Source organism: Streptomyces chilikensis (assembly GCF_001642695.1).
Lineage (GTDB): Bacteria > Actinomycetota > Actinomycetes > Streptomycetales > Streptomycetaceae > Streptomyces > Streptomyces chilikensis.
The window spans coordinates 3,415,598-3,433,794 of sequence record NZ_LWCC02000005.1 but is presented as its reverse complement, the minus strand read 5'-3'; the positions used below and the strand labels follow the sequence as shown (position 1 = coordinate 3,433,794).

Below are 18,197 nucleotides of genomic sequence, written 5' to 3'. Positions count from 1 at the left end.
ACCGGACCCGCCGGGGACGGAACCGTTCCGCTTCAGCTCCGGCGCCCGGCCTTCGGCCCCTCGGGCCGCGCGGCCGCGTCGGGAGCCTCCGGCTCCTGCCCGGCCGCCTGTCCCCGCTTCAGGATCCCGGCCGCGGAGGCCGCGGCCACGCAGCAGGCGACGGGGAGCAGCAGCGCCAGGTTGAGCGGCACGAAGTGGGTGAGCCAGCCGATGACGGCCGGGCCGGCGAGCATGCCCAGGTAGCCGAGGCCCGCGACCCGCGACACGTTGGCCCCGGCGGAGCTGTGGTCGGCGTGGCCCGCCGCGCTGAAGAGCTGCGGGACGCAGCCCGACAGGCCGGCCCCGAAGACCGCCCAGCCGGCCAGCGCCAGGCCGGTCCAGGGCGACAGCGCGGCCACCAGCAGACCGAGCGCCGCCACGCCCCCGCCGTAACGGAGGACGGCGACGTCCCCGACGCGCGCGGCGACCCGGTCGGTGAGGAACCGGCCGATGGTCATGGTGGTGGCGAAGGCGCCGTAGGCGAGGGCCGCGGTGGGGGCGGAGGCGCCCAGGACGCTGCTCAGGTGCAGGACGCTCCAGTCGTTGGCGACCCCCTCGGCCAGCATCATCGCGAACGCGAGCACGGCCATGGCCCAGATCCGCGCGGGGGTCGCCGCCCGTCCGCGGCCGCCGGAACCGGACCGGTCCCCGCCCTCCACGGCCGGACGCGGTTCCGGCGGGAGCAGCGCGGGAGCGGCCAGGCCGGTGACGACCAGGCCGACGACCGCGGCGGTGCCGAGGGTCTGGGCGGGGCTCCAGCCGGCGCCGAGCGCGCGGGCGCCGGCCAGTGCGGCCAGCACGCCGCCGAGCGAGAAGGTGGCGTGGAAGGCCGACATGACCGGTCGCCGCAGCGCGTGCTCCACCTGCACGGCGTGGGTGTTCATGCTGACGTCCAGGCAGCCGTTGCCCACGCCGAACACGAACAAGGCCGCGCCGAGCGTCCAGGTGCCGGCGGCCAGGCCCGGAAGCACCAGGGCGGCGCTGCACAGCGCGGCGCCGGCGGGCACCACCACGCGGGACCCGAACCGGTCGGCGAGCGGACCGACCACGCGCATCCCCACGAAGGCCCCCGCCGCCAGCAGCAGGAGCAGCCCGCCCAGTACGGCGTGGCTGATGCCGGCACGGCGTTCCACGTCGGGGATCTGCGTGATCCACATCCCCAGCAGGACGCCGTTGAGGGTGAAGTAGGCGAAGGTGGCCAGCCGCGCGGCCCGTAGCTTCCGATCCATGCGGTGAACGTATCCCACATGATTGATGTTTGAAAGATTGCCTTTCGCACATCATGGATGTTCAATACGCGCATGGGGAACACGGAGAGACTGCGGCGGATCACCGACGCGGTGCGGCGGGCGGGCAGTCTCGGGGTCGCCGACCTGGCCGCGCTGACCGGCGCGTCGGAGATGACGGTCCGGCGCGACCTGGAGGTCCTCGCCGAACAGGGCGTCCTGGAGCGGTACCGCGGCGGGGCGAGGAGCCTGCTGCTGCGCGGCGACGAGCCCCCGTTCGCCCTGCGGGCGCAGGAGGGGCTGGAGGCGAAGCGGCGGATCGCCGCCGAGGTGGCGGCGCTGATCGCCGACGGCGAGTCGGTCGTCGTCGACAGCGGTACGACCTGCCTGGAGGTCGCCCGCGCGCTGCGGGGCAGGCGGGTGACGGTGATGCCGCTGTCCCTGCACGCGGTGAACGCGCTCGCGGAGCCGTCCGGCCACGCGGCCGGCACGGTCACGGCGCTGCTGGTCCCCGGAGGCCGCCCGCGCCCCGGCGAGGGCGCCCTGACCGGCCCGCTGACCCGGGCCTCCCTCGAGGCCCTGCGGTTCGACACGGCGGTCGTCGGCTGCTGCGGCCTCGGCGCGGCACAGGGGCTGACGGCGTACGACCTGGACGACGCCGACGTCAAGCGGACCGCGATCGCCTCCGCCCGCCGCGTCATCGCCGCCACCGAGGGCGCCAAGCTCGGCCGCACCGCCCTGGCCTTCGTCGCCCCGGCCGCCGCGCTGCACGCGGTGGTCACCGACGCGTCGGCCCCCGCGGACGAACTGGCGGCCCTCTCCGCGGCGGGCGTCACCGTCCGGACGGTGGGGACGCGGCCGTAGCCGCACGGCGGGGCGGCCTGCGCGCACCACGCCGGACCCGGCCGGGTCCGCGCGGGACGAGCAGGAGCCCGGCTCCTGGACCGGCGGTCCGCGCGGATGCTCCCCAGGCGCTCCCCGGCGCCGGAAGGCCGGCCGAGGTCGACGGGGTCCTCCCGGGTCAGCGACCTGAGGGGCAGACGAGTCGGGCTGTACGCCGGGTTCTGTTCCCCCAGGTCCTCGCGGACCCCGGGGCGACGGCCATCCATCTACGACCGGTGTTGCCACCGGCCTCCAGCGGTCCACCCGCGGACATCGGGCGGGCAGCCCTCGAACGTCCGCGCAGGGCGCCCTCCTCGCGGAGGAGCCCCTCTTGACCTTGCTCCGGGTGGGGTTTACCTAGCTGCCCAGGTCACCCTGGGCACTGGTGGTCTCTTACACCACCGTTTCACCCTTACCGAGGACCGAGGTCCCCGGCGGTCTGCTTTCTGTGGCACTGTCCCGCGGGTCACCCCGGGTGGCCGTTAGCCACCACCCTGCCCTGTGGAGCCCGGACGTTCCTCGGGAGCGCCCTGAGGCACTCACGCGGCCGCCCGCCCGGCTCGTCTGCCGTGGGGACCATGCTACCGGGCGGGGCGGGCCCCTCCGACCGTGCGGGCACGGGAACACCGGTCGGAGGAACGCGGCCGTGTCCAGGCCGGAGGAGAACGGCTCCGGCAGCGGCATGGGGTTGCCGAAGGGTCCCTTGCGGGCCTGCAGGTAGTCGTCGCCCCCGGGATCGCTGAAGAGGGTCAGCGAGGAGGGGTCGCGGTCCACCAGCAGGTGGACGGGGATGCCTCCGCGGGCGTGACAGCGTCGCTTGGACTCCCGGTCCACCGCCGCCCGGGAGGAGGTCACCTCGACGACCATGGCGACGCCGTCGCACGGCGTCCAGGGATCGGCTCCACGAAAGAGGCGGAGAGGGGCCGGGGCGAAGGTCGCGTCCGGGATCGCATGATTTCTGGGGCGGGCCCCGCCCCCGGTCAGCTTCAGCCCTTTGTCGCCCGGGAAGTCCATCTCGGTCACGGACCGCCTGTAGACCTGCCCGACGATCAGGTTGATGTAGTCCTCGTGCTCCCCGTCGGGCGGTGGCGTCACGGCGATCTCCCCCTCGATGAGCTCCGCCCGGAATCCCTCCGGGGTGCCCAGGGCGAGGAAGCCTTCGAGCACGACGTCACCGTGCGTGAGCGGCTCGTGTGCCATGGCGGTCATGTCACGCCCTCCGTCCGGTCGCCCACCAGACTCGGACATGCGTTGATCACCGTCCAGGAGATCGAGGTCCTTCACCTCGAGCGTGGCACACGGCGGTGGTCCCGCACCGCGGAACGCGGCGCGGGACGCGCGTCGTAGGCTGGCCTGGTTCCGCGATCCCCGAAGGAGTTCCCCCGTGCTCGTCCTGCTGCCCCCTTCCGAAGGCAAGGCGCCGTCCGGTGACGGTGACCCGGTGCGGCTGGAGGCGTTGTCGCTGCCGGCGCTGGGCGCGGCCCGGCGTGCGGTGCTGGAGGAGCTGGTGGAGCTGTGCTCCGGTGACGAGGAGAAGGCCCGCGAGGTGCTCGGGCTGAGCGAAGGGCTGCGCGGGGAGGTCGCCAAGAACGCCGGGCTGCTGACGGCGGGGGCGCGGCCGGCCGGGGAGGTCTACACGGGCGTGCTGTACGACGCGCTGGGGCTCGGCACCCTGGACGAGGCCGCCCGGGCGCGGGCCGCGCGGCAGTTGCTGGTGTTCTCCGGGCTGTGGGGCGCGGTCGGGGTGGCCGACGCGATTCCGTCGTACCGGTGCTCGATGGGTGTGAAGCTGCCCGGCGCGGGCGCGCTGGCCGCCCACTGGCGGGCGCCGATGGCCGAGTCGATGCCCGAGGCGGCCGGGGACGGCCTGGTGCTGGACCTGCGGTCGTCCGCGTACGCGGCGGCGTGGAAGCCGAAGGGCGAGGTCGCGGGGCGGACCGCCACGGTGCGGGTGCTGCACGCGCAGCTGGTGGACGGCGTGGAGAGGCGTTCCGTGGTGAGCCACTTCAACAAGGCGACCAAGGGGCGGATCGTGCGCGCCCTGCTGAACGGGGGCGCGGACCCCGAGGACCCGGCGGAGCTGGTGGAGGCGCTGCGGGACCTGGGGCACACGGTGGAGGCGGAACCTCCGGCGAGGGCGGGCCGGCCGTGGGCGCTGGACGTGGTGGTGCGCGAGATCCACTAGCGCCGCCGCCACCGCCGCGGGATGCGGGAGGATGCCGGGGCCAGGAGAGTTCCGACCCGACAGGGGGGCATCCGATGCCGCACATCACCGTCGACCACTCCGATTCGCTGACCGGGGCCTTCGACCGCCCCGGCTTCGCACGGGCGCTGCACCCGCTCGTCGCGGAGATCGCCAAGGCCTCCGTCGGCGACTGCAAGACCCGCTTCCGGCGCGTCGACGAGACGTTCGTGGCCGACGGGGCCGCCGGGCACGCGGTGATACACGCCGAGATCGCGCTCAGGCCGGGCCGTGCCGGGGCCGTCAAGGCGGAGCTGGGTCAGGCCGTGCTCGCGCTGCTGCGCAAGCACGTGGCGCCCGCGCCCGGTGTGACGCTGCACGCGAGCGTGGAGGTGCGCGACCTCGGTGACGCGTACGCCAAGCACGCCGGGGCGTAGGCCGCCCCGCGCCCGCCTACCGCAGGTGGGAGGTGTCGTTGAAGAGGCGGAGGCTGGCGTTGCCGTCGGCGTAGTGGGCGACGGCGGAGATCGAGGCGGCCGAGAGCTCCATGCGGAACAGGGACTCCGGCGGGGCCCCCAGGGCCAGGCGGACCAGGGTCTTGATGGGCGTCACGTGGGTGACGAGGAGGACCGTGCGGCCCGCGTGGGCGGCGATCAGGCGGTCGCGGGCCTCCTCGACGCGGGCGGCGGTGGCGGCGAAGCTCTCGCCGCCGCCCGTGGGGCGGGCGTCGGGGGAGGTCAGCCAGGCGTTGAGGTCGTCGGGGTGGCGGTCCATGACCTCGGCGAAGGTCAGGCCCTCCCAGGCGCCGAAGTCGGTCTCGCGCAGGCCTTCGTCGACGGTGACGTCGAGGCCGAGGCGGTCCGCGACCACGGCGGCCGTCTCACGGGTGCGGGCCAGCGGGGAGCTGACGATCGCCTGCACGGTGCCCCGGGCGGCGAGGAGCCCGGCGGCGCGGCGCGCCTGCTCCAGACCGGTCCCGGAGAGGGACGGGTCGGTGCCGCCACTGCCGGAGAAACGCTTCTGCGGCGTCAGCGGCGTCTCGCCGTGGCGGAGCAGCACGAAGGTGGCCGGCGCCCCGAGGTCGGGGGCCGACCAGCCCGGGCGCGCGGCGTCGGCGGGACCGGCCGCGACGTTGGCGGCCGCGCGCAGGTCGGAGAGGTGCTTCTCGGTCGGGGCCGGACGGCCGGACGGCATCCACGCCTCGCCGCGCGCGCCGGCGTCCATCGCCTCGTTGGCGAGCCGGTCGGCGTGCTTGTTCTCCTTGCGCGGGATCCACTCGTAGGTGACCCGCTCCGGCGGCAGCAGCCCGCGCGCCCGCTCGGCGAGCGGGGCGAGGCCCGGGTGCTTGATCTTCCAGCGGCCGGACATCTGCTCGACGACCAGCTTGGAGTCCATCCGGACCCGGACCGACACCTCGTCGCCCGCCGCCAGTTCCGCGGCGGCCAGCTCCCGCACGGCGCGCAGCCCGGCGATCAGACCGCTGTACTCGGCCACGTTGTTGGTGGTGACGCCCAGGTACTCCGCGGTCTCGGCGAGCACCTCGCCGGTCGCCGCGTCGGCCACCACCGCGCCGTAACCGGCGGGTCCGGGGTTGCCCCGGGACCCGCCGTCGGCCTCGATCACGAACTCCCGCACGAGCTACGCCCCTCGCTTGCCCGACAGGTGGTGGACTACAGGCCCGACTCGGAGGTGCGGACCAGGATGCGGCGGCAGTTCTCGCAGCGCACCACCGCGTCCGGGGCCGCGGCGCGGACCTCGTTGACCTCGGTGATGTTGAGCTCCAGCTGGCAGCCCTCGCAGCGGCGCTGGTAGAGGCGCGCGGCGCCGACCCCGCCCTGCTGCTCGCGCAGCTTCTCGTACAGCTTGAGCAGGTCGGCCGGCACCGAGGCGGCGACGACCTGGCGCTCCTTGGTGACGGAGCCGCTCTCGCCGTCGAGTTCACCGAAGGCGGCGTCGCGGCGGGCCGTGGCGTCGTCGAGCTTCGCCTGGACGGCGGCGACGCGCTCCTCGAGCTCGGCGACACGGGCCTGGGCGGACTCGCGGCGCTCCATCACCTCGAGGACGACGTCCTCCAGGTCGCCCTGGCGCTTGGCCAGCGAGGTGATCTCGCGCTGGAGGTTCTCCAGGTCCTTCGGGGAGGAGACGGCCCCCGAGTCGAGGCGCTGCTGGTCGCGGGCGGCGCGCTTGCGGACCTGGTCGACGTCCTGCTCGGCCTTGGTCTGCTCGCGGGCGCAGTCGCTCTCCTCGGTCTGCGCGGCCACCAGCAGGTCGCGCAGCTGGGTGAGGTCCTTGGTCAGCGACTCGATCTCGGCGTGCTCGGGCAGCGAACGGCGCTTGTGCGCGAGCTGCTGGAGGCGGGTGTCCAGGGCCTGGACGTCGAGGAGGCGGATCTGGTCGGCGGGCGCGGCGTTCAGTTGGGGGCTCCAGGAGGGGTGAGGTCAGCGGGCGGGGTGGGCGGACGCCGCGTGGGCGGTCCAGGGATCGGTGACCGTCGCGGACACGTGGACCCTGAGGTCCCAGCCGTGACGCTCGGAGATCTCGTCGAGCTGGGCGGCGGCCAACTGGCACCAGGGCCATTCGGTCGCCCAGTGCGCCGCGTCGAGCAGCGCGAGGGGGCTGTGGGCGCGGGCCTCGCTCACCGGGTGGTGGCGCAGGTCCGCGGTGAGGAAGGCGTCGACGCCGGCGGCGCGGACGTCGTCGAAGAGGCTGTCGCCGGAGCCGCCGCTGACGGCGACGGTGCGGATCCGCGCCCCGGGGTCGCCGGCCACCCGGACGCCCTGGGCGGTGGCGGGCAGGGCGGCGGCCGCGCGGTCGGCGAACTCGCGCAGGGTGACGGGGGATTCGAGCTCGCAGACGCGGCCCAGGCCGCGGCGGCCGGACGGGTCGTCGCGGTCCGGCACCAGGGGGCGCAGCACGCGCAGGCCGAGGGCGCCGGCCAGGGCGTCGGAGACCCCGGGGTCGGCCTTGTCGGCGTTGGTGTGCGCCACGTGCAGGGCGATGTCGTGCTTGATCAGGTCGTGCACCACCCGGCCCTTGGAGGTGGACGCCGCGACGGTGGTCGTCCCGCGCAGGTAGAGCGGGTGGTGGGTGACCAGCAGTCCGGCGCCGAGCTCCACGGCCTCGTCGACGATCGCCTGGACCGGGTCGACCGCGAAGAGCACGCGGTCGACCTCCTGGTCCGGGTCGCCCACGACGGTGCCGACGGCGTCCCAGGACTCGGCGCGCTCGGCGGGCCAGAGGTTCTCCAGGGCGGCGATGACTTCAGACAGACGGGGCACGGGGGCAAGGCTACCTGGCCGCCGGCGGGCCCGGCCCCACCGGCGGCGGAGCAGCACACGGGCGTGCGGCGGGGCGGGGGAACGACGGGACGGCCACACGTACGGGTGAAGCGGGGGCAGGGGGCTCATCCGGCCGCGCGTACGAACCTAGGTTTCGTCACTGGAGGTGACCCGAGGATGACAGCCTGTGCCTCACCCGGGCTTTCCGCCGAGGCCGAACCGAGGGCCTCGGCGGACGACGACGTGACGAGAACCGACGTGACCAGTACGGACGCGGGCGCCCGGGGGGTGCCGGAAAGCGGGACGGCCGGGGCTCCGGTCCCGGCCGCGCCGCCGCCCTACGTACTGGCGGTGGCCCCCGCCGCACCGGGAGCGGCGAGTCCGGGCGCGGTCCCTGCGCCCGGGGGCGCGCAGGGGGTGCGAGCGGTTCCGCCCCCGGAGGACGCGCCGGGGCCGCCGGGCGCGCGGGCACCCGGGCGGGGGCCGCGGGTCCCGTGCGCGGGATGCGTCCCGTGGCGCTGAGGAGCGCGGAGGCGGCCCCCCGCCCCGCCGCCCCCGCGCCCTTCACCGGGGAAACGTCTCCGCGCGCCGCCGCCCGGTGGGTCCGCGAGGCGGTCCCGCCGCGGCCCGCCGCCGCGTACGTGCCGTCGCCCGCGCCGGACTGCGTCCTCACCCGGGACGGCACGTACGCGGCCCGGCTGACCCTCGCCGCGGACGGCGAGTCCTGGCTGCCCGAGCGGTGGGCCCTCGGGGGGCCCGAGCCGTACGTGGTGCCGCTGCCCGGGAACCAGCCCGAGGAGCCGGACGCCGAGGTCCAGCCGATGGGCGACGGCCGGGTGCTGATCCACCGCACGGCGGGCACGCGGCACGTGTTCTCCCTGCTCTACCCCACCGGCCCCGGCACCGGTGAGCTGATCGCCGGCTCGGTGGAGTGCCCGGACGGCGAGACGCTGCGGCTCCTGCCGCCCGCGCCCGGCGGCCGGCGCGCGTTCGCGGTGGCGGTGAGCCCCGGGGGGTCCACGGCGGTGTGGCTGGTGGCGGGCGGCCCGTGCGGCCCGGAGCACCTCGGGGAGATCCGGGGCCGCTGCTCCGGCGGCGTCTGGCTGGACCACGAGGGCCGGATGCTCGCCCTGGACCGTGAGGCGGACGGCCGCACCAAGACCGTGGTGGTGGACCTGGAGCGCGGCTGCGAGGTGTCCTTGCTGCTGCAGATCTCGGCGGAGAGCGACGACCGGCTGGTGATGGCCGACCCGGACAGCGGACTGCTGCTGATCCGCTCGGACGCGCCGTCCCCGGGCCTGCACCGGCTCGGCTGGGGCGTGCTGGGGTCGTCGCTGCCGGTGCGCTTCCCGGAGGGCCTGCGGCCCGCGGAGTGCGTGATGACGCCGTTCGCGATCCAGCCGGGGCAGGTGCTGACGCCGGAGGCGTGCGCGGTGGCGCTGCGGGTGGACGGCGTCGGCGGCAGCTGGATCGGGCTGTGGCGGCCCTCCGGCCGCCGGGTGTGGCACGTGGCCGCGCCGGCGGGGTGGCTGACGGGGGCGGGGCTGTGGAGCAGGGCGGGCGTGCTGCGGCTGCCGTACGCGACGCGGGAGGACCCGTGCGGGCTGGCGGTGGTGGAGGGGCCGCCGGCCGGGGAACCCGCCCCGGCCGGCCCCTCCCCGGTCCGCCCGGTCCCCCTCCGGGACTCCCCGCTCGCGGTGGGCGCGGCGGGCTGACCCGTCCCGGCCCGCCGCTGCCCTACCCTGCGGTCCGTGAACCGACGGAGGAGCAAGAAGCTCGCCCGCGCCCTCGTCCGGGCGGCGCGCGGGGAGGAGGAGGCGCGGGTCGCCGCGCTGCTGCGCGCCGGGGCCGACCCGAACGGGCGGGACACCGAAGGGACGACGGCGCTGTACGCCGCCTCGGTGCAGGGCGCCGCCGCGGTGGCGCGGCGGCTGCTGGAGGCGGGAGCCCTGCCCGACCTGGAGAGCGCCGGACAGGGCGCGGAGGGCACCCCGCTGTGCGCGGCCGCCTGCTGGGGCCACGAGGACGCGGTCCGCGTGCTGCTGGCCCACGGCGCGGACGCCGCGCTGCGCGAGGACGGCGGCACCGGACTCACGCCCCTGGAGTGGGCGGAACGCGGCCCGTTCCCGCGGACCGTCCGGCTGCTGCGCGGGGCGGGGCCGGGGACCACCCGCTGACTCCACCCGTCCGGCGGACGCGCTCACCCGTCCGGCGGACCGCCGCCGCCCCTACGCTGGGGCCGTGAACGAGATGCCCCGGGATCACCGGCCCGCCCGGTCCGTCCGGCTCCTCCTCGCCGAGGACGGCCGCGCCGCGCGGGGCGGACTGGCCCTGCTGCTGGAGCTGGAACCGGACCTGAAGGTCGTGGCGCGCGCCTCGTCCGGCGACGAGGTGGTGCGGGCGGTCCTCACCCACCGCCCCGACGTGGCCCTGCTGGACGTCGGTCTGCCCGGCCGCGACGGGCTGGAGGTGACCGCCGAGCTGACCGCCCAGGCGCCCGACTGCCGGGTGCTGGTCCTGGCCACGGCGGGCCGTCCCGAGTACCTGCGCCGCGCGCTGGCCGCGGGCGCGGCGGGGTTCCTCGTCAAGGACGGCCCGGCCGGCGAACTGGCCTCGGCCGTCCGCCGGGTGCTCACCGGCGAGACGGTGGTCGACCCGGCCCTCGCCGCCGCCCTGCGCCGCGAACAGGGCTGACCGCGGGCGGGCGGCCCCGACCCCCTCGGCCGACGGCGCACGCCGTACGGCAGCATGGGCGCGCACCACCGCGCCCACCGCGCACCGCACGCACCGCTCCCGAGGAGGCCCCATGTCCGCGTCCGCCGAACCCGCCCCCGAGGTCCTGGCGGCGTTCGAGGCCGCCAAGGGCTTCATGCCCGCCGACGAGGGCCTCGCCCTGTACGGGGCCGCCGTCGAGGCGGCCCGCCTGGGCCTGCCGCTGCTGGAGGTGGGCACCTACTGCGGGCGTTCCACGATCCTGCTGGCGGACGCCGCCCGCCGGGCCGGGGTCGTCGCGCTCACCGTGGACCACCACCGGGGCAGCGAGGAGCAGCAGCCCGGCTGGGACTACCACGACCCCGGGACGGTGGACCCGGAGACCGGGCTGATGGACACCCTGCCGGCCTTCCGCCGCACCCTGTACCGGGCCGGGCTGGAGGAGCACGTGGTGGCGCTGGTCGGCCGGTCGCCGCAGGTGGCGGCGGTGTGGGGATCGCCGCTGGGCATGGTCTTCGTGGACGGCGGGCACACCGACGAGCACGCGAACGCCGACTACGAGGGCTGGGCGCCGCACGTGGCCGAGGGCGGGCTGCTGGTGATCCACGACGTCTTCCCGGTGAAGCTCGACGAGTTCACCGGCCAGGCCCCCTACCGCGTGTACCTGCGGGCCCTGGCGTCCGGGGCGTTCACGGAGGTCTCGGCGACCGGCACCCTGCGGGTGCTGCGGCGGACCGGTACGGGCGTCTGAGGGTCCGTCCGGGCGCACCCGGCTAGGCTCGCCCCGTGTCGTACGAAGGCCCGGAATTCGATCCCCGTCCGTCGCCGCCCTCCCGCCGGGGCCGCCGCGCGCTGATCGCCGCCCTGGTGGTGGCGCTGGCCGCCGCGGGGGTGGCGGTCCAGCGGGCGGTGGGCGGCGACGGGGACGGCGCCGCTCCCGCCGCCGCCTCCGGATCGCCCGACGCGCGTGCGACGCCCGGCGGTTCGCCGGGCGCGGCGTCCGGATCGCCCTCCGTCTCCGGCACTTCCTCCCCGCCGGCCTCGTCCACCGCCCGGCCTCCCGCGAAGCGGGGTCCGCTGAGCGGCAAGGTCGTGGTGATCGACCCGGGCCACAACACCGGGAACGCGGCGCACACCGCGGAGATCAACCGCACCGTGCGGATCGGGAACGGCGCCAAGGAGTGCGACACCACCGGCACCTCCACCGACGCCGGTTACGCGGAGGCGAAGTTCACCCTGGACGTGTCGCGCCGGCTGCGCGCGCTGCTCGAACAGCAGGGCGCCACCGTGAGGTTGACCCAGGACGGCGACCGTCCGTGGGGTCCCTGCATCGACGAGCGGGCGCGGATCGGCAACGAGGCGAAGGCGGACGCCGTGGTGTCGGTGCACGCCGACGGCTCCGCGGCCGGCAACCGCGGCTTCCACGTGATCCTGCCCGGGACGGTCACCCAGGGCGGCGCGGACACCCGGGGGATCGTCGGGCCCTCCCGCGAGCTCGGGGAACGCATCGCGGGCAACTTCGTGCGGGCCACCGGCAGCGCGCCCTCCGACTACGTGGGCGACGGCACCGGGCTGGTCACGCGGGAGGATCTGGGCGGTCTCAATCTGTCGAAGGTCCCCAAAGTGTTCATCGAGTGCGGCAACATGCGGAACGGCAAGGACGCCGCGCTGCTGACCAGCGCCGCGTGGCGGCAGAAGGCCGCGCAGGGCATTTCCGGCGGAATCGTGGGTTTCCTGCGCGGATGAGCGTCGGGCGTGCGTGGACCGGCACCACCGGGTGCCCGCGGCGGCGGTGCGGACGATAGGGTCCATCCCGCGGCAGAGCCCGGCACGACACGACGACACGAGACGACGAAGGACTTGTAGTGAACATCCGCTCCCTCACTCGGGGCGACGGCGTGGTGATCGGAGCAGCGCTGCTGCTGTTCATCGCGTCGTTCCTCGACATCGCCGACCTCGGGACCAACGACTACGGCTTCGAGTCCCCCTCCGCCTGGGGCCACCTGCCCCTCGCCCTGGGCGTCTTCATGGGCGGCGTGATCGGCGCGGCCCTGATCGTCGTCAACCGGTGCCTGCCCCAGGCCCGCAAGGTGGCCGGGCACGACCTCGGCACCGTCGGCGCGGCCTTCACGGTCTTCGCCTTCTGGTACCTGCTGTGGCAGCTGCTGGACTCCGACGGCAGCGCCGGCGCGGGTCTGGTCCTCGGGTTCATCGCGGCGCTGCTGCTGGCCGGCGCGGCGGTCGCCGGGAATTTGGTGGGCGCGCTGAAGGCGCCGCTGATCAACGCCTCGCCGCGTCCGGCGGCGCCGCAGCCCTACGGGGCGCAGCCGCCGGCCGGGTACGGCTACCCGGGGGCGCAGCAGCCGCAGCAGTCCTACGGCGGCCAGCCGCAGCAGGGCGGCGCGCAGCCCCCCGCGCAGCAGCAGGCGGGGCCGGAGTTCTCGCCGTTCTGGTTCGCGGTGCCGGCGCCGCGGGCGCTGTACGCGGAGGACGGTTCGCCGACGCAGATCGCCGAACTGGCGCCGGGCGTCTGGTACCTGGCGGTCGACCAGCGGGGTCCGGGTCTCATCGCGCAGACCCAGGACGGGCGTCGTGGTCTGCTGCAGGACGCCTCGGGCATCCAGCGGGGCTGACGACGGCTCGCGTCAACTCGTGGCAGGGCCCCCGCCGTCGGGCGGGGGCCTTCGTCGTGCCGTGCGCGGGTCACGGGGTCCCGTTACGGCGCGCCCTGGAGCTGTCCGGCCGACGGCACCTTGTCCGTGACCTCGGCGCCGGCGGACTTCCCGGCTTCCTTGACGTCGTTGATGATGCTGTCGAAGTTGCCGACGATGGTGTCGGTGTTGTCGCCGCTGCGGAGCTGCTTGGGCAGGTCCTTCATCTTCTCGATGCCCTCCTCGAGCGGGGCGACGGCCTTCGCGAGCGTGGGGTCGCCCTTGGCGTTGTCGATCGCCGCCTTGAGGCGGTTGTACGCGAAGACGCCGGCGAGGCCGGCCTTGACCAGGGAGACGCGGCGGCCGTCGGCGCCCTTCTTGAACTTGCCGGCGCGGAACGGCTTGACGATCCACTGGTAGGTGGCGCCCGCGGCGAGGCCGGCGTTCACGACGAAGCGGGTCTTGGCGAACTTCTGTTTCTCCGCCGAGGTGGTGGGGGTGGGTTCGGCGCGCGCCCGCCGGGCCCGGTCCGCCTCCGCCCTCATCTGCGCCATCGCCTGGGCCTCGAGGGCCTGCGCGCTCGCCCGCGGGTTCACCTTCGTGTCCGCCTGCGGGGAGGAGGCGGCCGGCTCGCCGCCGCCGCAGCCGGTCGCGCCGGCGACGAGGGCGCAGGAGAGGGTCACGGCCAGGACGAGACGGCGTATCGAAACGGGCATGGGTCTGCCTCCGGGGAAGTGAGCGGTTCTCTCCCCGCAGCGTCACCCGCCCCCCGCCCCCGGGCGACCGCTGTACCCCCGTCCGGGTGGCCCTCCGTCCGGGGCCCCGCCGGACAGGGCGAACGCCGCCCGGCGCCCCGCTCCCCCCGCGGACGACCGCGCCGCCGGTGCGGCGGCGGGGTCAGGCGGGTTCGGGGGCGGGGTCGCAGCAGTCGGGGTCGAGGCCGCGGGGGAGGCGGTCACCGCCGAAGACCGCGCAGGTGGCCTCGTGACCCCCCAGCGCGGCGACGGCCAGCAGCAGCGATCCCGCCGTCCAGCTCGTCAGCTCCCGCGGCCATATGGCGCCGTCGTCGAAGACCAGCCCCGTCCAGTACAGCCCGGACTCCTCGTCCCGCAGGTGCTGCACGGACTGGAGGATCTCCAGGGCCCGGTCGGACTCCCCCGCCGCCCACAGCGCGAGCGCGAGTTCGCAGGACTCGCCGCCGGTGACCCACGCGTTGGGGACGACGCACCGCACGCCCAGCCCGGGGACCACGAACTCGTCCCAGCGGGAGGCGATCCGCGCCCGCGCCTCGGCGCCCTCCATGGCCCCGGCGAGGACCGGGTAGTACCAGTCCATGGAGTACCGGTTCTTGTCGAGGAACCGCTCGGGGTGCAGCCGGATGGCGTGCCGCAGCGCGCCCGCCGCCAGCTCCCAGCCGGGCTGCGGCTCCTCCAGCTGCTCGGCGACGGCCAGCGCGCACCGCAGCGCGTGGTGGATGGAGGAACTGCCGGTCAGCAGCGCGTCGTTCACCGCCGTGCCGTCGTCCTCCCGCTTCCAGCCGATCTGCCCGCCGGGCTGCTGGAGCCGCAGCACGAACTCGACGGCGGCGTGGACGACCGGCCACATCCGGTCGAGGAAGGTGTCGTCGCCGGTGGACAGGTAGTGGTGCCAGACGCCGACCGCGGCGTACGCGACGAAGTTGGACTCCCTGGACCGGTCGGTGACCTCGTCGTGCGCGCCGTCGGCGTAGGCGGCGTACCAGGAGCCGTCCTCGTTCTGGTGCCGGGCGAGCCACAGGTAGGCGCGCTCGGCGGCCTCGTGCTCGCCGGCCGCGTCGAGGGCCATGGCGGCCTCGGTGTGGTCCCACGGGTCGAGGTGGTGGCCGCGGAACCAGGGGATGGCGCCGTCCTCGCGCTGCACGGCGAGCAGGCCGCGCACGGTGGCGGCGGCCTGCTCGGCGGTGAGCACCCCTGGAAGGACGAGGTGCTCGGTCCGGGGCGTCGTCACGGCGCGTCCGCCCCGGCGGCCCCGGCGGACCCGGCGGCGACGGCCGGCAGGTGCGGCTTGGTCGCGTAGGCCACGAAGCTCTTGCCCATGACCGGGTTGAGGGCGCGCTCGGCGACCCGGGTGGCCAGCGGCTTCTTCATGATGTCCCAGACCAGCAGCTTGTGGTACGCCCGCACCGGCAGCGCCTTGTCGTTGTCCACGCCGAAGGCGCACTTCAGCCACCAGTAGGGCGAGTGCAGCGCGTGCGCGTGGTGGGAGCCGTAGGGACGCAGGCCGGCCTCGCGCATCCTGGCGAGCAGCTCGTGCGCCTTGTAGATGCGGATGTGGCCGCCCTCGACCTCGTGGTAGGCGTCGGAGAGCGCCCAGCAGACCTTCTCCGGCCCGTACCGCGGGACGGTGACGGCGATGCGGCCGCCCGGCTTGAGGACGCGGACCATCTCGGCGAGGACGCCCTTGTCGTCGGGGATGTGCTCCATCACCTCGGAGATGATGACGACGTCGAACGAGGCGTCCGGGAACGGCAGGTTGAGCGCGTCGCCCTCCATGGCGGTGGCGGTGGCGCCGGCCGGGGCCTCGCCGGCCTCCTTCATGGCGGCGAACCACTTGGCGACCTCGCGGATCTCCTCGCCGTTGCGGTCGAGGGCGACGACCTGGGCGCCGCGCTTGTAGCACTCGAAGGCGTGCCGGCCTCCTCCGCAGCCGAGGTCCAGGACACGGTCGCCCGGGGCGAGCGGGAACCGGGAGAAGTCGACGGTCAGCACGGGGTCCTGCTTTCGCGGTAGTGGCCGGTGGTGGGGGCGGGGCCGGCGGGCCGGTTCCGGACCGGCCGCCGGCGTTCGATGGCCTCGCGGTAGTGGGCGACGGTTCCCTCGGCGGCGCGCTTCCAGGTGAAGTGTTCCAGGACGCGGGCCCGGCCGGCGGCGCCGAGGCGGGCGCGCAGCTCCGGGTCGTCGAGGAGCCGGCCGAGGGCGGCGGCGAGCGCGCCGGCGTCGCCGGGCGGCACGGCCAGGCAGGTCTCGCCGTCGGTGCCGGCGACCTCGGGGATGGCGCCGCCGGTGGTGGCGACCAGTGGGGTGCCGGTGGCCATGGCCTCGGCGGCGGGCAGCGAGAAGCCCTCGTAGAGCGAGGGCACGCAGGCGACCTCGGCCGAGCGGACCAGGTCGACGAGTTCGGCGTCGGTGATGCCCTTGACGAACCGGACGGCGTCCTCGAGGCCGTACCGCTCGATGGCCTGGGCGACGGGGCCGTCCTCGGCGCGCCGGCCGACCACGACGAGGTGGGCGCCGGGCTGTTCGGTGCGCAGCTTGGCGAGCGCCTCGACCAGGAAGACCAGGCCCTTGAGGGGCACGTCGGCGCTGGAGGTGGTGACGATCCGGCCGGGCACCCGGGCGACCGACGGGTCGGGGGAGAACAGGTCGGTGTCGGCGCCGATGTGCACGACGTGCACCCGCCCGGGGCGGACGCCGAGGTGGTCGACGATCTCCTGCCGGGAGGTGCCGGAGACGGTGAGCACGGAGGGCAGGCGGCGCGCGACGCGCTTCTGCATCCGGGTGAAGGCGTACCAGCGGCGCACCGACAGGCGGCGCTTCCAGTCCCCGGCGGCGTCGAGTTCGAGCTGCCGGTCGACGGTGATCGGGTGGTGGACGGTGGTCACCAGGGGCGCGCCGAGGTCGCCGAGCTGTCCGTAGCCGAGGGTCTGGTTGTCGTGGACGACGTCGAAGTCGCCGCGGCGGGCGCGCAGCAGGCGGCGGGCGCGCAGCGAGAAGGTGAGCGGCTCGGGGAAGCCGCCGGTCCACATGGTGGACACCTCGAGGGCGTCGATCCAGTCCCGGTACTCCTCGCGGCGCGGGGTGCGGAACGGGTCGGGCTGGCGGTACAGGTCGAGGCTGGGCAGCTCGGTCAGGGAGAGTCCGGCGAGGTCCTCGCCCTCGTCGAGGACGGGGTAGGGCTGGGAGCCGATCACCTCCACGGTGTGGCCCAGCCGGGCCAGTTCGCGGGACAGGTGGCGCACGTAGACGCCCTGTCCGCCGCAGAACGGGTTGCCCTTGTAGGTGAGGAGCGCGATGCGCAGAGCCGGCTGACCGTCGGCGGCCATGGCCTCAGCGGTCACTCTCGGCCCCCTTCTCCTGAACTGTCCCGCGAGGTTACGTCGCGGCGGCTGCCAGCAACAAGTCTCGGACGATCACCGGCGATCACTGTTGATCACGCAACGACTGTCCGAATCTACCCGCTGGTAGCGGCACTGTGGGAAGTCTGCCAGGTGATGCTCGCCACGGCACCGGCGGCCCGACGTCCGCGCTGACGTGGGGAGATGTCCGGATCTCGCGCCTGGGCCGCGTCCCTGCGGGCGCTCAGGCCGGCTGCAGTCCGGCCGCTTCCCGGACGGTGACCCCCGCCTGGCCGAGGAGGTCGATCTCACGCTCCGTCATGGTCGGGTCGGAGGCCCGCCGCCGGAGCGCCTCCGTCAGCGCCTCCGGGGTGAGGTGGGCGGCCGCGGGGTCGGTCAGCAGCGCCGCCAGCAGTTCCCGTGCCGGTCCGGCGAGGTCGACGTCCCCGGCGCCGGCCTGGGCGACGATCACCGCGGTCATCGCCCAGTCGAGTCCGGGCCGCCCCTCGGCGGCGGTGCCCCAGTCGATGACCCGGGGGCCCGCGGAGGTGAGGATGACGTTCTCCGGGTGCAGGTCGAGGTGGAGGATGCGTTCCTCCGGGTCCGCGGACGCCCGGGGCGGCAGCGAGTGCAGTCCGGCGAGCAGCAGGGCGAGGACGGCGCCCGCCTCCCGCGGGGTGATGAGCCCGGCGAACAGCGCCCCCGCCATCGTGGGGCCGTCGAGCCGCTCCATGACCAGGTCGGTGCCGGGCGCGTCCTCGCCGGGGCGGACCACGGGCACGGGGTAGCCGTGGCGGTGGAGGTAGGTCATCAGGGCGCGCTCGGCCTCCGCGTCGCCGTGGGCGGCCTTGCGGTACCTGCGGAGGACCCACCGCTCGTCGACCACGTACACGTCGGCCGTGCGGCCGACTCCGATCAGCACCATCCGGGGAATCTAGCCGCACCGCCGCCCCGGGTCGAGGGCCCCCCGGCCCTGTTTGCACACGCCAAGACGGGACACATGACCCCGTCATGGGCAGGCCGCGGCCCCGGTGCGGGCGCCGGGCCGCGACGGCGGCCGTCACGGCCCGGGCACCGGCCCCCGGCGGCGTCCGGGCGTGCCGGTAGAGTGGCCCGGTCGTCATCACACCCGTT

17 protein-coding genes, 1 other RNA gene and 2 pseudogenes are annotated in these 18,197 nt (G+C 75.5%); 9 read left to right on the top strand and 11 right to left on the bottom strand.

Annotated features, from left to right (window positions below):
• Positions 1 to 32 precede the first annotated feature (32 nt).
• A complete protein-coding gene (locus A2U95_RS15315; protein WP_166022876.1) occupies positions 33 to 1,268 on the bottom strand; it encodes an MFS transporter in 1,236 nt (411 codons plus the stop codon).
• A 72-nt stretch (positions 1,269 to 1,340) separates the two neighbouring features.
• Between A2U95_RS15315 and A2U95_RS15310 the strand changes: the two genes are divergently transcribed.
• On the top strand, positions 1,341 to 2,129 hold the full coding sequence (locus A2U95_RS15310) for a DeoR/GlpR family DNA-binding transcription regulator (RefSeq protein ID WP_166022873.1): 789 nt from the start codon (positions 1,341 to 1,343) through the stop codon (positions 2,127 to 2,129).
• A gap of 173 nt (positions 2,130 to 2,302) precedes the next feature.
• Here A2U95_RS15310 and rnpB read toward each other — a convergent pair.
• Both rnpB and A2U95_RS15300 read right to left on the bottom strand, forming a co-directional pair.
• Positions 2,303 to 2,710, bottom strand: an RNA gene (gene rnpB, locus A2U95_RS15305) — RNase P RNA component class A.
• Between the two features lie 70 nt (positions 2,711 to 2,780).
• Positions 2,781 to 3,347, bottom strand: a pseudogene (locus A2U95_RS15300) (Uma2 family endonuclease); the annotation flags it as partial.
• Between the two features lie 184 nt (positions 3,348 to 3,531).
• On the opposite strand from A2U95_RS15300, the gene yaaA reads away from it, so the two are divergent.
• A complete protein-coding gene (gene yaaA, locus A2U95_RS15295; protein WP_166022871.1) occupies positions 3,532 to 4,332 on the top strand; it encodes a peroxide stress protein YaaA in 801 nt (266 codons plus the stop codon).
• A gap of 74 nt (positions 4,333 to 4,406) precedes the next feature.
• Positions 4,407 to 4,766 (top strand): 5-carboxymethyl-2-hydroxymuconate Delta-isomerase, encoded by a 360-nt coding sequence (locus tag A2U95_RS15290; RefSeq protein ID WP_166022869.1) that lies wholly within the window; start codon positions 4,407 to 4,409, stop codon positions 4,764 to 4,766.
• Positions 4,767 to 4,782: 16 nt separating this feature from the next.
• Here A2U95_RS15290 and A2U95_RS15285 read toward each other — a convergent pair whose 3' ends face one another.
• Genes A2U95_RS15285 through A2U95_RS15275 form a run of 3 tightly spaced genes read right to left on the bottom strand, consistent with a single transcriptional unit; the run spans position 4,783 to position 7,607 of the window.
• Positions 4,783 to 5,964 (bottom strand): bifunctional RNase H/acid phosphatase, encoded by a 1,182-nt coding sequence (locus A2U95_RS15285; RefSeq protein WP_166022867.1) that lies wholly within the window; start codon positions 5,962 to 5,964, stop codon positions 4,783 to 4,785.
• A gap of 35 nt (positions 5,965 to 5,999) precedes the next feature.
• The gene (locus A2U95_RS15280; RefSeq protein WP_166025248.1) at positions 6,000 to 6,743 is read right to left on the bottom strand and encodes a CT398-like coiled coil hairpin domain-containing protein; all 744 of its coding nucleotides are present in this window, start codon (positions 6,741 to 6,743) and stop codon (positions 6,000 to 6,002) included.
• Between the two features lie 24 nt (positions 6,744 to 6,767).
• A complete protein-coding gene (locus tag A2U95_RS15275) occupies positions 6,768 to 7,607 on the bottom strand; it encodes a Nif3-like dinuclear metal center hexameric protein (RefSeq protein WP_166022865.1) in 840 nt (279 codons plus the stop codon).
• Positions 7,608 to 8,110: 503 nt separating this feature from the next.
• Here A2U95_RS15275 and A2U95_RS15270 point away from each other — a divergent pair.
• The 6 genes and pseudogenes from A2U95_RS15270 (at position 8,111) to A2U95_RS15245 (ending at position 12,952) form a co-directional block, all read left to right on the top strand.
• Positions 8,111 to 9,322, top strand: a complete 1,212-nt coding sequence (locus tag A2U95_RS15270) for a hypothetical protein (protein ID WP_420856998.1) — start codon at positions 8,111 to 8,113, stop codon at positions 9,320 to 9,322.
• Positions 9,323 to 9,358: 36 nt separating this feature from the next.
• Positions 9,359 to 9,784, top strand: a complete 426-nt coding sequence (locus tag A2U95_RS15265; RefSeq protein ID WP_166022864.1) for an ankyrin repeat domain-containing protein — start codon at positions 9,359 to 9,361, stop codon at positions 9,782 to 9,784.
• A 73-nt stretch (positions 9,785 to 9,857) separates the two neighbouring features.
• Positions 9,858 to 10,280 (top strand): annotated as a pseudogene (locus tag A2U95_RS15260) (response regulator); the annotation flags it as partial.
• A 133-nt stretch (positions 10,281 to 10,413) separates the two neighbouring features.
• Positions 10,414 to 11,070: a class I SAM-dependent methyltransferase gene (locus A2U95_RS15255; protein ID WP_166022859.1), complete on the top strand. Its 657-nt coding sequence runs from the start codon at positions 10,414 to 10,416 to the stop codon at positions 11,068 to 11,070.
• Between the two features lie 35 nt (positions 11,071 to 11,105).
• Positions 11,106 to 12,065 carry an N-acetylmuramoyl-L-alanine amidase gene (locus A2U95_RS15250; protein ID WP_166022857.1) on the top strand — a complete coding sequence of 320 codons (960 nt, stop codon included), beginning with the start codon at positions 11,106 to 11,108 and terminating at the stop codon, positions 12,063 to 12,065.
• 119 nt (positions 12,066 to 12,184) lie between these two features.
• Complete coding sequence (locus A2U95_RS15245; protein WP_206282889.1) at positions 12,185 to 12,952, top strand: DUF5336 domain-containing protein; 768 nt, start codon at positions 12,185 to 12,187, stop codon at positions 12,950 to 12,952.
• 83 nt (positions 12,953 to 13,035) lie between these two features.
• On the opposite strand, the gene A2U95_RS15240 is transcribed toward A2U95_RS15245, so the two are convergent.
• The 5 genes from A2U95_RS15240 to A2U95_RS15220 form a co-directional block, all read right to left on the bottom strand.
• Positions 13,036 to 13,686, bottom strand: a complete 651-nt coding sequence (locus A2U95_RS15240; RefSeq protein ID WP_166022855.1) for a hypothetical protein — start codon at positions 13,684 to 13,686, stop codon at positions 13,036 to 13,038.
• 181 nt (positions 13,687 to 13,867) lie between these two features.
• Entirely contained in the window at positions 13,868 to 14,956 is a 1,089-nt protein-coding gene (locus A2U95_RS15235) for a prenyltransferase/squalene oxidase repeat-containing protein (RefSeq protein ID WP_166022853.1), read from the bottom strand.
• Positions 14,953 to 15,717: a class I SAM-dependent methyltransferase gene (locus A2U95_RS15230; protein WP_166022851.1), complete on the bottom strand. Its 765-nt coding sequence runs from the start codon at positions 15,715 to 15,717 to the stop codon at positions 14,953 to 14,955. The genes A2U95_RS15235 and A2U95_RS15230 overlap by 4 nt, the downstream gene beginning before the upstream one ends.
• Positions 15,711 to 17,051 carry a glycosyltransferase family 4 protein gene (locus A2U95_RS15225; protein WP_166025242.1) on the bottom strand — a complete coding sequence of 447 codons (1,341 nt, stop codon included), beginning with the start codon at positions 17,049 to 17,051 and terminating at the stop codon, positions 15,711 to 15,713. Before A2U95_RS15225 ends, A2U95_RS15230 begins: the two co-directional genes overlap by 7 nt.
• A 256-nt stretch (positions 17,052 to 17,307) precedes the next feature.
• Entirely contained in the window at positions 17,308 to 17,988 is a 681-nt protein-coding gene (locus A2U95_RS15220; RefSeq protein ID WP_166022849.1) for a phosphotransferase, read from the bottom strand.
• Positions 17,989 to 18,197: the final 209 nt, after the last annotated feature.

Excerpts from the sequence above, each read along its gene's own strand:
- A2U95_RS15240 (WP_166022855.1), bottom strand. The coding sequence starts at position 13,686 with ATGCCCGTTTCGATACGCCGTCTCGTCCTGGCCGTGACCCTCTCCTGC.
- A2U95_RS15220 (WP_166022849.1), bottom strand. The coding sequence starts at position 17,988 with ATGGTGCTGATCGGAGTCGGCCGCACGGCCGACGTGTACGTGGTCGAC.
- A2U95_RS15290 (WP_166022869.1), top strand. The coding sequence starts at position 4,407 with ATGCCGCACATCACCGTCGACCACTCCGATTCGCTGACCGGGGCCTTC.
- A2U95_RS15255 (WP_166022859.1), top strand. The coding sequence starts at position 10,414 with ATGTCCGCGTCCGCCGAACCCGCCCCCGAGGTCCTGGCGGCGTTCGAG.
- A2U95_RS15225 (WP_166025242.1), bottom strand. The coding sequence starts at position 17,051 with ATGGCCGCCGACGGTCAGCCGGCTCTGCGCATCGCGCTCCTCACCTAC.
- A2U95_RS15270 (WP_420856998.1), top strand. The coding sequence starts at position 8,111 with ATGCGTCCCGTGGCGCTGAGGAGCGCGGAGGCGGCCCCCCGCCCCGCC.
- A2U95_RS15310 (WP_166022873.1), top strand. The coding sequence starts at position 1,341 with ATGGGGAACACGGAGAGACTGCGGCGGATCACCGACGCGGTGCGGCGG.
- A2U95_RS15315 (WP_166022876.1), bottom strand. The coding sequence starts at position 1,268 with ATGGATCGGAAGCTACGGGCCGCGCGGCTGGCCACCTTCGCCTACTTC.